Source organism: Streptomyces dangxiongensis, assembly GCF_003675325.1.
GTDB classification, from domain to species: domain Bacteria; phylum Actinomycetota; class Actinomycetes; order Streptomycetales; family Streptomycetaceae; genus Streptomyces; species Streptomyces dangxiongensis.
Genome location: NZ_CP033073.1, coordinates 1,700,516 through 1,715,196 on the forward strand (window position 1 = coordinate 1,700,516; position 14,681 = coordinate 1,715,196).

Below are 14,681 nucleotides of genomic sequence, written 5' to 3' on the forward strand. Positions count from 1 at the left end.
GCTTCCCCACTGCGACCTGCCTCTGACGGGTCCCCGCTAAGGGCGGCGGCCGGGCAGTTCGGCCTCGATGAGGTCCGCGGCCCGCCGGGTGCCGCCCTCCCGGACCGTCTGTGCCCGGATCTCCGCCAGGCGGCGCGCGACCTCGGGATCGTCCACGAGGGCGAGCGCGGCCTCGCGGAGCCGCTCGGCGGTGGCCTGCTCGGCCGGCAGGTGCCGGGCGACGCCGAGGCCCTGGAGCATGTCGGCGTTGCCGAACTGGTCGACGGCCTGCGGTACGGCGATCATCGGCGTGGCGGTGGCCAGGCCCTCCTGGCTGCCGCCGGCGCCCGCGTGGGTGACGAACAGGTCGGCCTGCCGCAGGATCGCCGGCTGGGGCACCCAGCCATGGACCTCCACACCGGCCGGTACGTCGCCCAGCTCGGCGCGGGTGACGTGCGGGCCGGTCTGGAGGACGAGGTGCCAGCCGGGCAGGTCCGCGAAGGCGCGCACGCACGCGCGGTAGAACGCGGGCTGCTTGGTGAACGCCGAGCCGAGGGAGACGAGCACGACCTTCTCCGCGCCGGCGGGCCGCTGCCAGTCGCCCTGGTCGGCGCGCTCGCCCAGGCAGGCGCCGACGAAGGTGTGGACGCGTTCGTCGACCCGGTCGGCGTGCGGCTGGAGCGCCTTCGGGATGAGCACCAGGGAGCGGGCGGGGCGGCCGACGAAGGGGTCCGGGTGCTGGGTGATCCCGTTCTCGGCCAGCCACGCACCGAACCGGGCGTAGTACGCCTGCCCGCGCTCGGTCTGCCGCGGTTCCCTCCACATCGGCTCGGCGACCTCCTCCTCGTAGCCCTCCCAGGCGACGAGGTTCGGGGAGAGGGAGATCGCCGGAACGCCCCAGCGGTGGGCGAGGACGCGGGCCGGATAGGAGGCGATGTCGTGCAGGACGAGGTCGGGTGTGTCACCGGCGTAGGCCGCGGCGAGCTGCGGGAGCGCCTGGACGGCGTCGTCCAGGAACGGCTCCACGTTGTCGAGCAGGGTGGTGCCCCACGCGCCGGGGTCGGCGTCGGGGCCGGGCAGGGTGGAGGTGTAGGGCACGGGTTCGGCGCCGGTGGCGGCCACCTTGTCGGCGAGGACCGGCGGGATGGCGTACGTGACCCGGTGGCCGCGGGCGACGAGTTCCCGGACGACCTCCAGGCTGGGGTTCACATGGCCGTGGGCGGCGATGGAGAACATGGCGATGTGGGCGGGTGCGGTCACTGGAGTCATGTACCGGAGACTATGCGAGACGATACGTCTCGTCTAGCAAATTTCCCCGCGCCGGTTCCTCCCCCGCCCCCTGGGCCGTTCACCGCTGACAGCCGGCCGGCACCAGGTTGCCGTCCTTCTCCAGCCGGTCGCGCAGCTCGGCGAGGCTGATGGCGCCGCTGTTGGTCCTGGTAGGCCGGGGCGGCCACCGTGTCCTTCCACTCCGGGCAGCCGCGGACGGACCGGGCATTGCGGGCACCGCTCCAGCGGGGGGCGGTCGTGCGGCCGGACCGGCCGTCGGTGAAGGCGAGCAGGATGCCGTGGAGCAGCGGACCGACGCCGAACAGGAGGATCGGCAGGGGCGCGGGCAGCACCAGGCGCCGTCACCGGTGGCGCGGCGCCCGGCCGGCCGCCGCGCACCGGCCTGCGGGGTCCGCGCCTGGGCCGGTGACGTCACGGGGATCAGCCCCTTCGCCCGCCCTGATTGACGTGTTCGGGTTCGTGAAGGCCCTACACCTCGTCAAGGGACCGCGCCCGTGGGCCCGACCGGACGGATGGGAGACTGGCCGGGGAACGGCCCCGCGTCCGCCGCACGCGATGGGCCCATGGACGGCGCGGTGGACGGCACGGAGGCACGACGATGGACGAGGCACGGGCACGGGACGTACTGGCCCTGGCGGGAGTGCTGCCGGGCCCGGCCCGGGACGCGCGGCTCCTGGCCCTCGGTGAGAACGCGGTGTTCGTCGCCGGCGGCCTGGTGGTGAAGGTGGGCCGCGACGCCGAACTGCTGGAGCGGGCCGGGCGCGAACTGGCCGTCGCCGCCTGGCTGGCCGAGGCGGGCGTCCCGGCGGTACGGGCGGCCGAGCCCGAGCCGCTGCTGGTGGACGGCCATCCGGTGACCGTGTGGCACCGGCTGCCGGACCCCGTGCGGCCCGCCGAACCGCGGGACCTGGCCGGGCTGCTGCGGATCGTGCACGCACTCCCCCCGCCCCCCTTCGCCCTTCCGCCCCGCGATCTGCTGGGCGGAGTGGAGCGCTGGCTGCGGCTCGCGGGCGACGCGATCGACCCCGAGGACGCGGCCTATCTCCGCGCGCGCCGCGACGGCTTCGCGGCCCGGGCGGCGGCACTGACCCCGCGCCTGGCCCCGGGACCGGTCCACGGCGACGCGCTGCCCCGCAACGTGCACATCGGGCCGGACGGCGCGGTATTGGTCGACCTGGAGACCTTCTCGGCCGATCTGCGCGAGCACGACCTGGTGGTCATGGCCCTCTCCCGCGACCGGTACGGACTGCCCGCAGAGGCCTACGACTCCTTCACCTCGGCGTACGGCTGGGACGTGCGGGAGTGGGAGGGCTGCGCGGTGCTGCGTGGCGCCCGGGAGACGGCGAGCTGCGCCTGGGTGGCCCAGCACGCGCCGGCCGACGCCAAGGCGCTGGCCGAGTTCCGGCGCCGGGTGACCTCCCTGCGCGACGGCGACGAGACGGTGCGCTGGTATCCGTTCTGAGCCGGCGGCCGTCCCGCTCAGACCCGCTCGTCCACCGGCTCCCGCAGCGGCCACACCCCGTCCACCACGGCCCCGGCGTCCCCCTTGCGGCGCAGGAACGCCTGGAAGTCCGCCGCCCAGGCCGCGTACCACTCGATCTGACGGTGGTGCAGTTCCGCCGGGCCGAGGGCGGCGATCTTCGGGTGGCGGTCGGCTATCGCGGCGGCGAGACGGGCCGCGGCCAGGGCGTCGGCGCACGCGTCGTGGGCCGCGCCGAGGACTATGCCGTACTCGGCGCAGACCGCTTCCAGGTTCCGCTTGCCGCGGCGGTAACGGTCGACCCAGCGGTCGATGGTGTAGGGGTCGATGACCGGGGCGGGCCGCATGCCGCCCAGCCGGTCGGAGAGGGACGGCAGGCCGTACCGGCGGAGTTCCGCGGAGAGCAGGCTCAGGTCGAAGGCCGCGTTGTAGGCGACGACCGGGACGCCCGTCGTCCAGTAGGACACCAGGACGTCCGCGATGGCGTCGGCGACCCGGTCGGCCGGGCGGCCCTCGGCCGTCGCGCGTTCGTTGCTGATGCCGTGCACGGCGACCGCGTCGGCCGGGATCTCCACGCCCGGATCGGCCAGCCACTCCCGGCGCCCCATGGGCTCACCGGCCCGCACCTCGATCACGGCACCCGTGACGATGCGCGACTCACGCGGATCGGTTCCGGTCGTCTCCAGGTCGAAGCCGATCAGCAGCTCCTGGTGCCAGCCCATGGGCGGCCCCCCTTCTTGGTGGTGCTTTCCCCCAGTGGCCTTCACCCTCGCACGCGCCACTGACAATCCGAGGACCGCGTTCCACTTCCCCGCGCGAACCGTTCAGGACACAGGGCGCGAATCCGCCCAGGCCAGCTCGAACTCCTCGCGATATGTGCGGAAGAGTCCGGCTTCGCCCGCCTGGTCCGCCCTGACCACCCGGCTGCCGTTGCGCAGCACCAGCACCGGTGACTCCATCCCCCGCGCCCCGCGCAGATAGGACTGCACCACGGCCACGCCGTCGGCGCCGTCGCCGTCCACCAGATAGGCGGTGAAGCGGGGCGTCTCGTCGTACACCTGGATCTCGAAGGCGCCCGGGTCGCGCAGCCTCGACCGCACCCGGCGCATGTGCAGGATGCTCATCTCCACAGAGCGCCCCAGTTCGCCCCGCTTCATCCCGAGTTCGCGTTCGCGGCGCTTGACCGAGCTGGAGGCCGGGTTGAGGAAGAGCAGCCGCACCCGGCAGCCGGACTCGGCGAGCCGCATCAGGCGCCGTCCGGAGAAGTTCTGCACCAGCAGGTTGAGCCCGATGCCGATGGCGTCGAGCCGGCGGGCGCCGTCGAAGATGTCCTCGGCCGGGAACTGGCGCAGCAGCCGCACCCGGTCGGAGTGGACGGCGACGACGTCGGCGTACCGGTCGCCGACCAGGTCCTCGACGGCGTCGACGGGCAGCCTGCGCGCCGAGGGGACGTCGCCGCCGGCGCCGAGCATCTCCAGCAGCCGTGCCGAGGCCCGCTCGGCCTGGCCGAGCACCGCCTCGGACAGGGCCCGGTTGCGGGAGACGACGTTGCGGGTCACCTCCAACTCGTCCAGGGCGAGTTCGAGGTCCCGGCGCTCGTCGAAGTAGGGCTCGAAGCACGGCCAGTGCTGCACCACCAGCTCGCGAAGCTGCGGCAGCGTGAGGAAGCTGAGCACGTTGTCGTCGGCCGGGTCGAGCAGATAGCCCTTGCGGCGGCTGACCTCGCGTACGGCGACCGCGCGCTGCACCCACTCCTGCCCGGCCGGCCCGGCCGCGGCGACCACCCACTCGTCGCCGTGGACGGGTTCGTAGACCGGCCGCAGCACGGCGGCCACGACCGCGCGCAGCCGTTGTTCGACGAGGTTCAGCCAGATGTAGGCCCGGCCGGCCCGCTGGGCGCGGGTGTGCACCTCGCGCCAGGCGTCGGCGTCCCAGTCCAGCTCCGGCCCGATGGATCCCGCGTCCATCGGCCGGGCCAGGGACACCGCGCCGGGCGGGACGTCTGCGGAGTTCCCCCCGTGACCCTCGTCACCAGAAGGCAGCTCCAGCCCTCCCGAGCCCACCCGCGCACCGCCTTCCGCCCCCCGGGCCTTTCCCGTCTCAACGATCAAGGAAGGGTACTCCGCGAGGGGTCGGCGGTGCAGCCGGACGGTCAGGAAGGTTGCCCGGCCGTCGCGCTCAACTACGCCATTCCCAGTGACCGTTCTGCCATGCCAGGTCCCTGGGAGTGAGCGGATTCATAGCCGTGACGTCCCCGGGGGCGATGGAGAAGCCCTGCCAGTGCACGGGCATGGGCTGCTGGTCCTCGTCCCGCGCGATGTGGTGGAAGCCGACGTTCATCCAGACCACCGGGTGACTGAGGGTCCGGCCGTTGACCCACTTGTCGACGGACTGGTGGAGTAGTCCTTGGCATCCTTGCCGATGGGCCAGCCGCGTCCGTCCTGGGCGTTGCGGTCCTCCCAGGAGAGGCTGCCGGTCGCGCCGACGTTCATGTCGACGGTGCCGTCGTCCCGCAACCGCCACTCGGTGACGTACTCGTACCAGCGGACCTGGTTGACCGTGTACACCAGCAGGTCCTTGCCCTGGGTCTGATGGACCCGGCCGGTGCCGGAGTCCGACATCCGGTAGGCGTGGCCGCGGGAACGGGTGGCCGTGCACAGGCCCTTGACCGAGTCCGGCGCTGTCGAGGACCTGCCCCGCGGCCCGCAGGCCGCCGCCCCCGGTGATTTCCCCAGATGGCGGTGGACTTTCCCGCGCACATCCTCCCCCTGCTGCGTGTGGTCCTCGGGAGTACGTGTTCCGCCCCGCTGGTTCGGCGCAGGGCGGGTACCAGAACCGCCATGCGCACTGGTCGGTGGGTAAGAGAGACGTAAGTCGCGGAAGGTTCCGCCACTTACGGGCACATTCGGGGGTCAACACGGCTCCCGGCGGCAGCACACCTGGGAGAGTCGTATCCATGCAGGTCTGGCCTGGCGAGGCGTATCCACTCGGCGCCACCTATGACGGCGCCGGTACCAACTTCGCGGTCTTCACGGAGGCCGCGGACCGAGTAGAACTGTGTCTGCTCCACGACGACGGCTCGGAGACGGCCGTGGAACTGCGCGAGAGCGACGCGTTCGTGCGGCACGCGTACGTGCCGGGCGTGATGCCGGGACAACGGTACGGGTTCCGGGTGCACGGCCCGTACGACCCCGCGCGCGGACTGCGCTGCAACTCCGCGAAGCTGCTGCTCGACCCGTACGCGAAGGCGGTCAGCGGGTCGGTCCGGTGGGGCGAGGAGGTGTACGGCTACCACTTCGACGCCCCGGAACGGCGCAACGACCTGGACTCGGCGCCGCACACCATGGCGTCGGTGGTGATCAACCCCTACTTCGACTGGGGCGACGACCGGCCGCCCCGCACCGAGTACCACCGCACGGTGATCTACGAGGCCCACGTCAAGGGCCTGACCATGCGGCACCCCGGGCTCCCGGAGGAGCTGCGGGGCACCTACGCGGGGCTCGCCCACCCCGCGGTCATCGAACACCTGACCAAGCTCGGTGTGACGGCGCTCGAACTCATGCCCGTCCACCAGTTCGTGAACGACCACCGGCTGGTCGACATGGGCCTGAACAACTACTGGGGCTACAACACCCTCGGCTTCTTCGCCCCGCACAACGCGTACGCCTCCTGGGGCGACCGCGGCCAGCAGGTGCTGGAGTTCAAGTCGGCGGTCCGGGCACTGCACGAGGCCGGGATCGAGGTCATCCTGGACGTCGTCTACAACCACACCGCCGAGGGCAACCACCTGGGCCCGACGCTGTCCTTCAAGGGCATCGACAACCCGTCGTACTACCGCCTGACGGACGACCCCCGCTACTACATGGACACCACGGGCACCGGGAACTCGCTGCTCATGCGGTCCCCGCACGTGCTCCAGCTCATCATGGACTCGCTGCGGTACTGGGTCACCGAGATGCACGTCGACGGCTTCCGGTTCGACCTCGCGGCCACCCTGGCCCGGCAGTTCCACGAGGTGGACCGGCTCTCGGCGTTCTTCGACCTCATCCAGCAGGATCCGGTGATCAGCCGCGTCAAGCTCATCGCCGAACCCTGGGACGTCGGCGAGGGCGGCTACCAGGTGGGCAACTTCCCGCCCCTGTGGTCGGAGTGGAACGGCAAGTACCGGGACACCGTGCGGGACCTGTGGCGGGGCGAGTCGCGCGCGCTGGCGGAATTCGCCTCCCGGCTCACCGGTTCCTCGGACCTCTACCAGGACGACGGCCGCCGTCCGCTGGCCTCCATCAACTTCGTCACCTGCCACGACGGCTTCACGCTGCACGACCTCGTCGCGTACAACGACAAGCACAACGACGCCAACGGCGAGGACAACCGGGACGGCGAGAGCCACAACCGGTCCTGGAACTGCGGGGCGGAGGGCGACACCGACGACCCCGAGGTGCTGGGGCTGCGCGCCCGGCAGATGCGGAACTTCATCGCCACGCTGATGCTGTCCCAGGGCGTGCCGATGATCAGCCACGGCGACGAGTTCGCCCGCACCCAGGGCGGCAACAACAACGCCTACTGCCAGGACAACGAGCTGTCGTGGGTGGACTGGCCGGACTCCCTGGAGAGCGACCTGCTGGAGTTCGTCCGCTCGATGGTGTGGCTGCGCCGGGACCACCCGGTCTTCCGCCGGCGCCGCTTCTTCCACGGCCGCCCGGTGGAGGGCCCGCACGACGAGCTGTCCGACATCGCCTGGTTCACCCCCGACGGCGGCGAGATGACCCAGCAGGACTGGGACTCGGCACCGGCGTCCGCGCTGACGGTGTTCCTGAACGGCAACGCGATCTCGGAACCCGGCCCGCGCGGGGAGCACATCGCCGACGACTCCTTCCTGCTGATGTTCAACGCCTCGCCCGAGCCGCTGGACTTCCTGGTGCCGGCCGACCTCGGCCGGCAGTGGCAGGTGGTGGTCGACACGGCCCGCACGGACGGGGTGCCGCCGAACACGGGCGAGAAGGTCGCGGCCGGTGACCGGATCACCCTGCCGGACCGCAGCCTGACGGTGCTGCAACGCCCCGCGTGAGCACCGTGCCGCCGGGAGGAGGGCACTGCCGCGAACACCGACGGCACCGGCCTGCCGACGCCCTCCCGGCGAGCCTGACGGCGGTCACCCGGCGGCCCTGACGGCGGGTCTCGCGGCGGTCTCCCAGCGAGCCCGGGCCGGTCTCCCGACGGCCCTGACGGCGGGCCTCCGGGCGGTCTCCCAGCGGGCCTCGCGGCGGCCTCCCAACGGCCCTGACGGCGGGCCTGGCGGCGGTCTCCCGACGGGCCTGGCGGCGGGCCTCCCGGCGGGCCTGGCGGCGGGCCTCCCGGCGGGCCTGGCGGCGGGGGGGCCGCCGTGGGGGCCGGTGGGCAGGTGCCCCGGCGGGTTGCAGGCCGTCCGGCCGAGCGTGTGTGTCACCGGGCAGCAGCCCCCGACCGGCCGCACGGCGGCGGGCTGACCGTCTGCCGCCGCCCCAGTCGGCCGCGGCGTCCCCCGCCCGGCGTCGGGCACGTGCGCGTGGATCGGTGCCGGGGTGACACGAAACACGGCGAGCGGGGTACGTAGGTTCCCATGACTTCTGCGCGCCCCGGTCCGCAGGTGCCCACGGCCACCTACCGGCTCCAGCTCCAGCCCGCGTTCCCGTTCACGGCCGCCGCGGCGGCCGTCCCCTATCTCGCGTCGCTCGGCGTCTCGCATCTGCATCTGTCCCCGGTCCTGGAGGCCGTCCCCGGCTCGGCGCACGGCTACGACGTGGTGGACCACACGCGCGTGCGCGAGGAACTGGGCGGCGAGGACGGCCTGCGCGCCCTGGCGTACACCGCGCGGGAGTACGGCCTCGGCCTGGTGGCGGACATCGTGCCGAACCACATGGCGATGTCCCCCCGGCACAATCACGCCCTGTGGGAGGTGCTGCGCGAAGGCACCGGCTCCCCGTACGCGCGCTGGTTCGACATCGACTGGCAGGCGCAGGGCGGCCGGGTGCTGCTGCCCGTGCTCGGGGGCCCGGTCGGCGCGGAACTCGAACACCTGCGGGTCGACGGTGACGTGCTGCGCTACCACGGCCACGCCTTCCCGCTCCGCCCCGGCACCGCGCACCTGCCGCTGCCGCAGTTGCTGGACGCCCAGTGGTACCGCCCGGTGTGGTGGCGGCTGGCCCGCACCGAACTGAACTACCGGCGCTTCTTCAGCATCTCGGAGCTGATCGGGCTGCGGGTGGAGGACCCCGAGGTGTTCGACGCCACCCACGCCAAGATCCTCCAGCTACTGGCGGAGGGCGTGCTCGACGGGCTGCGCGTCGACCACCCCGACGGGCTCGCCGACCCCGACGGCTACCTCGCGCGGCTGCACGAGGCGACCGGCGGGCGCTGGACGGTCGTGGAGAAGATCCTGGCCGACGGTGAGCACCTGCCGGCCGCCTGGCCCGTCGCGGGCACCACGGGCTACGACGCCCTGCGCCACGTCGACGGCCTGTTCACCGACCGCACCGGGGCGTACGGACTCCTGGGCCGCTACCGGGCCTTCGCGGCGCCGCAGACGGACCGGGGCGGCAACTGGGAGGCCACGGCCCGGCGGGCCGCCTACAAGGTGCTCACGCACGAACTGGCCACCGAGACCGACCGGCTGACCCGGGTCGCCACCCGGCTGTGCGCCACGTCGCCCGACCTGTCGCTGCGCGACCGGGCGCCCTGGGCGCTGCGCACGGCCGTGGAGGAGCTGCTGGTCCGGCTGCGGGTCTACCGGCCCTACGCCTCCGGTGACGCCGCCGCCGTCGTCACCGAGGAGGCCGCCGAGGAGGCCCGGCTGGCCTTCGTGGTGCCGGAGGAGGCCGAGGCCGTCGGCATCGTGCGCCGGCTGCTGGTGGAGCCGCCCGGCGACCCGTCGGCGCCGGACCACGCCGACCGGGTGGAGTTCCGCACCCGGTTCGCGCAGACCGCGTCGGCGCTGCGCGCCAAGTCGGTGGAGGACACCGCCTTCTACCGCTTCGTGCCGCTGCTGTCGGCGACCGAGGTGGGCGGCGACCCGGGCAGCCCGGGTGTGTCGCCGGAGGACTTCCACGCGTACTGCGCGCGCGTGCAGCGCGACTGGCCGCTCACCGGCACGGTCGTCACCACGCACGACACCAAGCGCAGCGCCGACGTGCGCGCGGCGCTGGCCGTGCTCACCGAGTGCCCGGACCGCTGGGCGGAGCTGCTCGCCGAGGTGACCCGGGCCGAGGAGGGGGTGCCGGACGGGCAGCTCGCCTGGGCCGCCTGGCAGACGGTGTTCGGGCTGGGACCGGCCGAGGAGGAGCGGGTCCGGGAGGCGCTGCTGAAGCACGTGCGCGAGGCGGGCATGTACACGAGCTGGACGGAGCAGGAGCCGCCGTACGAGGAGGCGGTGACCGCCTTCCTGGCCGCGGGGCCGTGCGGGCCGCCCGGCGAGCGCGTGGCCGCGTTCCGCAAGGCGCTGGAGCCGCATGTGCGGGCCAACGTCCTCGGCACCGCGCTGGTCCACCTGACGATGCCGGGCGTGCCGGACGTGTACCAGGGCACGGAGGGCGAGTACCGGGCGCTGGTGGACCCGGACAACCGGCGGCCCGTGGCGTTCCCGCCGGAGGGACCCGGCGAGAAGGACGCGCTGACCGCGGCGGCGCTGCGGCTGCGCGCCCGGCGGCCCGGCGCGTTCGGCGCGGGCGCGTCGTACGAGCCGCTGGCCGCCGAGGGTCCGGCGGCCGGGCACTGCCTGGCGTTCGCGCGCTCCGGCGAGGTGGTCACGGCGGTGACCCGGCTGTCGCTGCGGCTCGCGGAGGCGGGCGGCTGGGGGGACACGCGGCTGGCGCTGCCGCCGGGGCGCTGGGCGGACGTCCTCGCTCCGGGACGGGAGTTCACCGGCCACGCGCGCGTGGCGGACCTCTTCGACCGGTCGCCGGTGGTGCTGCTGGAGCGGGCCGGGGAGGACTGAGGGAGCGGGGCCGGCTCACAGGGCCGGGGCGGCGGGCGCCACGCAGTCCTCGGACGGACCGGTGGCGCCCGGGGCCGGCCAGGTGTCGCGCAGGAGGTCCACGAAGGCCGCGGCGGCCCCGGTGGGCGGCACGCGCGCGTAGACGGTCACGGGGCGCTTCCAGGCCCGTTCCGGGCTGAGAACCACGCAGTCCTCGCCGACGGCACCGCGCACCAGGTGGGCGGGCGCGGTGCACACCCCGACGCCGGCGGCGGCCATGCGCACGGCCGTGGAGGTGTGCTCCGTCCACACCGCGGTCCGGGGCCGGAACCCGGCCTGTCCGCAGACCCGGTCAAGGAAGCGTTCGCCGTGCACGACCGGTTCCATGGCACAGCGGATCCAGGGGCGGTCGGCGAGTTCCGGCAGCGTGACCGTCGTACGGCCGGCGAACCGGTCGTCGAAGGGTACGACGAGGACGATCTCCTCCTCCCCGACGGGGATCACGGTGCCGGGCCGGCCGGCGGGCTCGGGGCCGACCGCGAGGTCGGCGGTGCCGCGCTGCACGGCCTCCTCCAGGGCGTCGGCGGTGGCGTACTCGTGCAGGAGCAGCAGGACGCGCGGGTGGGCCGCGGTCCAGCGGGCGAAGACGTCGGGCAGGCCGCCGACCGCGAGGGAGTGCAGGGTCGCGACGTGCAGTTCGCCGCCCTCGGCGCCGGCGGTGGCGCGGGCCGCGCGGCGTGCCCGGGCGGCGCTGCGGACGGCGAGTTCGGCGTGCGGCAGGAAGGCGCGCCCCATCGGGGTGAGGCGCACGCCCCGCGACAGGCGCTCCAGCAGTGGGCCGCCGACCGACTTCTCCAGCGCCTTGAGCTGGTGCGAGAGCGCGGGCTGGGTGACGTGCAGGGCGTCCGCCGCGCGGGTGAAGGACGCCTCCTGGACGACCGTCAGGAAGTACTCCATCTGCCGCAGGCTCAACGTCCCGCCCTCCCATGACGATCGTGCATGGATCCCACAACAACATTGCCTTGGACGCATGACAAGGGGTGGACGGAGGGTGGATGCCATGACCATCAACACATCCGACGTGATCGTCATCGGTGGCGGCACGGGCGGCTACAGCACCGCTCTGCGCGCCGCCGCTCTCGGGCTGGACGTCGTCCTCGTCGAACGCGACAAGGTCGGCGGAACGTGCCTGCACCGGGGCTGCATCCCGAGCAAGGCGATGCTGCATGCCGCCGAGCTGGTCGACGGGATCACCGAGGCACGTGAGCGCTGGGGCGTGCGGGCCACGGTGGACTCCGTCGACTGGCCGGCCCTCGTGGCCACGCGGGACGACATCGTGGCGCGCAACCACAAGGGCGTGGAGGCGCATCTCGCGCACGCCGGTGTGCGGGTCGTGCGGGGCAGCGCACGGCTGACGGGGACGCGCACCGTGCGCGTGGAGGACGTGCCGGGTACGGAGGGCGCCCAGGGGGTGCCGGGCGTGCGCACGGATGCCGCGCCGGGCGCACGGGACGATCCCGCGCCCCGCGCGCACGACCTCACCGCCCCTCGTACCCGCGACCTCGTCGCGCGCCGCGCCGTCGTCCTGGCGACCGGGTCGCGCCCGCGCACGCTCCCGGGGCCGGCGCCGGACGGGCGGCGCGTGGTGACCAGCGACGACGCGCTGTTCGCGCCGGGACTCCCGGCGTCCGTCCTGGTGCTCGGCGGCGGCGCGATCGGCGTGGAGTACGCCTCCTTCCACCGCTCCATGGGCGCCGAGGTCACCCTCGTGGAGGCCGCCGACCGGATCGTGCCGCTGGAGGACGCCGACGTGAGCCGGTATCTGACGCGGGGTCTGAAGAAGCGCGGGGTCGATGTCCGGGCGGGAGCGCGACTGCTGGACGCGGAGCTGCTGGAGAACGGCGTGCGCGCGCGCCTGCGGGACGCGCGGGGCGAGATCCGGACGGTGGAGGCGGAGCGGCTGCTGGTGGCCGTCGGCCGGGCCCCGGTCACCGAGGGACTGGGCCTGGAGGCGGCCGGGCTGACGACGGACGAGCGGGGGTTCGTCGTACCGGCGGACTGGAGCCGGCTGGAGACGGCCGTGCCCGGCATCCACGTGGTCGGCGACCTGCTGCCGCCGCCCTCGCCGGGCCTCGCCCACGCCTCGTTCGCGGAGGGCCTGCTGGTGGCCGAGACGCTGGCGGGACTGCCGTCGGCGCCGGTCGACTACGCGGCCGTGCCCCGGGTGACGTACTCCTCGCCGCAGACCGCCGCGGTGGGGCTCGGCGAGGCCGAGGCACGCGTGCGCGGGCACGACGTGTGCGTGAACACCATGCCGCTGACCGCCGTGGCCAAGGGGATGGTGCACGGGCAGGGCGGGATGGTGAAGGTCGTGGCGGAGGCCGGTGGCGGGCGGGTGCTCGGCGTGCATCTGGTCGGCCCGCACGTGTCGGAGATGATCGCCGAGAGCCAGTTGATCGTCGGCTGGGACGCCGAGCCCGCGGACGTGGCCCGGCATGTGCACGCGCATCCCACGCTGTCGGAGGCGGTGGGCGAGGTGTTCCTGACGCTCGCGGGACGCGGCCTGCACCAGCAGTGAGCCCACGGCACACGGCGGGGCCGCGGCCCCGCCGGGGGATCCCGCCCGGGGGCCGGGGCGTCGCCCGCCGCCTGCTTGACAGTTCACCCCTGCCGTGCGGGACTGAGAGGGCGAAGCCGGGCGGAACCAGACGGGGGTGAGTCTTCTGCCGGAGCTGCGCTATCCCAGCGTTCCCGAACTGGTCGCCTGCGCGCGGACGCTGGCCGCTCGTGAACCCGGGTTGTGCGCGCTGCGCGAGGTGGGTGTGTCGCGCGCGGGAAGACCCCTGCACCTGCTGTCGGTGGGTCATGCCCGCCGGGCGGTGCTGGTCGTGGCGGGCGCCCACGCCAACGAGCCGGCGGGCGGTTCCACCCTGCGGGTGCTGGCCGAAAGAGTGCTGTCGGAACGGGAACTGCGGGGGGACACCTCCTGGCACTTCCTGCTGTGCGCGGACCCGGACGGGGCGAGCCTGCACGTGACCCCGGCGCCGCGCAGCCTGCTCGACTACCACCTCGGGTTCTACCGGCCGACGGGCGCGGAGCAGCCGGAGTGGTCGCCGTCGGTGCTGCCCCCGGACCGGCTGCCGCCGGAGACGCGGACGCTGACCGGGGTCATCGACGAACTGCGCCCGTATCTCCAGGTGACGCTGCACGGCACCGATCTGGGCGGTAGCTGGGTGCAGCTCACGAAGGACGTGCCGGGGCTGGCCGAGCCGTTCGCCAAATCCGCGGCGGAGCTGCGCATTCCGGTGGAGACCGGGGCCTCGGACGCGGCGCTCTGGCCGGCCTCCGGTCCCGGGGTGCATGTGATGCCCGGCCCGGAGACGGGCGTGGCCTACCCGAGCATGCCGGACGACGCCCGGCACAGCACCTGGTACCACGCGCACCGGTACGGCGGTCTGACGGCCGTCGTGGAGGTGCCGATGTGGGCCAGCGACCTGGTGGACGACCCGGCACCGCACCCGGCACCGGCCGCGGCCATACAGCGCCTGGCGGCACGGCTGCTGCGGGACGCACGGGAGGTGGAGCGCGTCCTCGCCGAGGCACTGCCCCGGCTGGACGGCCGGGACGGGCCGCTGCTGCGGGCCGCGCGGTGGGCGCTGGAGCTGGCACCGGGCCTGGCCGAGGACTGGGTCCACACGCCGCCGGCCGGCACCACGATGGCGTACGTCGGCAGTGTGGACGCCTTCGGGCGACGGCTGCCGTTGCGGGCGGCGTCGATGCTGCTCCGGGTGCTGCGGGAGGCGGACGACCGGGCGGCGCCCCGGCTGCAGGGGCTGGTCGCGACCTGGTGCGACGCCTTCGCGGAGCGTTTCGGGGCCCGCTGGGTGCCGTTGGAGCACCAGGTGGAGCACCAGTCGCGGACGGTGCTGGTGGCGGCGCAGCAGGCGCGTGACCGGGTGGCGTGAGCCGGTGCCGGCCCACGCC

At 74.1% G+C, this 14,681-nt stretch carries 10 protein-coding genes and 1 pseudogene; 6 read left to right on the plus strand and 5 right to left on the minus strand.

Going from position 1 to position 14,681, the window contains the following annotated elements:
- Window positions 1–36: 36 nt before the first annotated feature.
- The gene (gene mgt / locus D9753_RS07540) at window positions 37–1,248 is read right to left on the minus strand and encodes a macrolide-inactivating glycosyltransferase (RefSeq protein WP_121786296.1); all 1,212 of its coding nucleotides are present in this window, start codon (window positions 1,246–1,248) and stop codon (window positions 37–39) included.
- A gap of 299 nt (window positions 1,249–1,547) precedes the next feature.
- Here mgt and D9753_RS37065 point away from each other — a divergent pair, with 299 nt between their 5' ends.
- Entirely contained in the window at window positions 1,548–1,715 is a 168-nt protein-coding gene (locus tag D9753_RS37065; RefSeq protein ID WP_205614084.1) for a hypothetical protein, read from the plus strand.
- A 152-nt stretch (window positions 1,716–1,867) separates the two neighbouring features.
- Window positions 1,868–2,731, plus strand: a complete 864-nt coding sequence (locus tag D9753_RS07550) for a phosphotransferase enzyme family protein (protein WP_121786297.1) — start codon at window positions 1,868–1,870, stop codon at window positions 2,729–2,731.
- Window positions 2,732–2,748: 17 nt separating this feature from the next.
- Here the strand turns inward: D9753_RS07550 and D9753_RS07555 are convergent, their stop codons facing one another.
- From D9753_RS07555 to D9753_RS07565, 3 genes and pseudogenes are all read right to left on the minus strand, one after another.
- Window positions 2,749–3,471 (minus strand): 3'-5' exonuclease, encoded by a 723-nt coding sequence (locus D9753_RS07555; RefSeq protein ID WP_121786298.1) that lies wholly within the window; start codon window positions 3,469–3,471, stop codon window positions 2,749–2,751.
- Window positions 3,472–3,573: 102 nt separating this feature from the next.
- A complete protein-coding gene (locus tag D9753_RS07560) occupies window positions 3,574–4,812 on the minus strand; it encodes an SAV2148 family HEPN domain-containing protein (protein WP_121786299.1) in 1,239 nt (412 codons plus the stop codon).
- 115 nt (window positions 4,813–4,927) lie between these two features.
- Window positions 4,928–5,421: pseudogene (locus tag D9753_RS07565) on the minus strand (copper amine oxidase); the annotation flags it as partial.
- A gap of 284 nt (window positions 5,422–5,705) precedes the next feature.
- Between D9753_RS07565 and glgX the strand changes: the two are divergent.
- Together glgX and treY are read left to right on the plus strand one after the other, a co-directional pair.
- A complete protein-coding gene (gene glgX, locus D9753_RS07575; protein WP_121786300.1) occupies window positions 5,706–7,817 on the plus strand; it encodes a glycogen debranching protein GlgX in 2,112 nt (703 codons plus the stop codon).
- A gap of 531 nt (window positions 7,818–8,348) precedes the next feature.
- Entirely contained in the window at window positions 8,349–10,718 is a 2,370-nt protein-coding gene (gene treY, locus D9753_RS07585) for a malto-oligosyltrehalose synthase (RefSeq protein ID WP_205614085.1), read from the plus strand.
- Between the two features lie 15 nt (window positions 10,719–10,733).
- On the opposite strand, the gene D9753_RS07590 is transcribed toward treY, so the two are convergent.
- Window positions 10,734–11,669: a LysR family transcriptional regulator gene (locus D9753_RS07590; RefSeq protein ID WP_121786303.1), complete on the minus strand. Its 936-nt coding sequence runs from the start codon at window positions 11,667–11,669 to the stop codon at window positions 10,734–10,736.
- A gap of 88 nt (window positions 11,670–11,757) precedes the next feature.
- Here D9753_RS07590 and D9753_RS07595 point away from each other — a divergent pair, with 88 nt between their 5' ends.
- Together D9753_RS07595 and D9753_RS07600 are read left to right on the plus strand one after the other, a co-directional pair.
- On the plus strand, window positions 11,758–13,275 hold the full coding sequence (locus D9753_RS07595) for a dihydrolipoyl dehydrogenase (protein ID WP_121786304.1): 1,518 nt from the start codon (window positions 11,758–11,760) through the stop codon (window positions 13,273–13,275).
- 136 nt (window positions 13,276–13,411) lie between these two features.
- Window positions 13,412–14,662, plus strand: coding sequence for a M14 family zinc carboxypeptidase (locus tag D9753_RS07600; RefSeq protein ID WP_121786305.1), 1,251 nt, complete (start codon window positions 13,412–13,414; stop codon window positions 14,660–14,662).
- The last annotated feature ends 19 nt before the right edge of the window (window positions 14,663–14,681 follow it).

Bases quoted from the DNA above. Each gene is read 5' to 3' on its own strand.
- mgt (WP_121786296.1), bottom strand. From the start codon at position 1,248: ATGACTCCAGTGACCGCACCCGCCCACATCGCCATGTTCTCCATCGCC.
- D9753_RS07550 (WP_121786297.1), top strand. From the start codon at position 1,868: ATGGACGAGGCACGGGCACGGGACGTACTGGCCCTGGCGGGAGTGCTG.
- D9753_RS07555 (WP_121786298.1), bottom strand. From the start codon at position 3,471: ATGGGCTGGCACCAGGAGCTGCTGATCGGCTTCGACCTGGAGACGACC.
- glgX (WP_121786300.1), top strand. From the start codon at position 5,706: ATGCAGGTCTGGCCTGGCGAGGCGTATCCACTCGGCGCCACCTATGAC.
- treY (WP_205614085.1), top strand. From the start codon at position 8,349: ATGACTTCTGCGCGCCCCGGTCCGCAGGTGCCCACGGCCACCTACCGG.
- D9753_RS07595 (WP_121786304.1), top strand. From the start codon at position 11,758: ATGACCATCAACACATCCGACGTGATCGTCATCGGTGGCGGCACGGGC.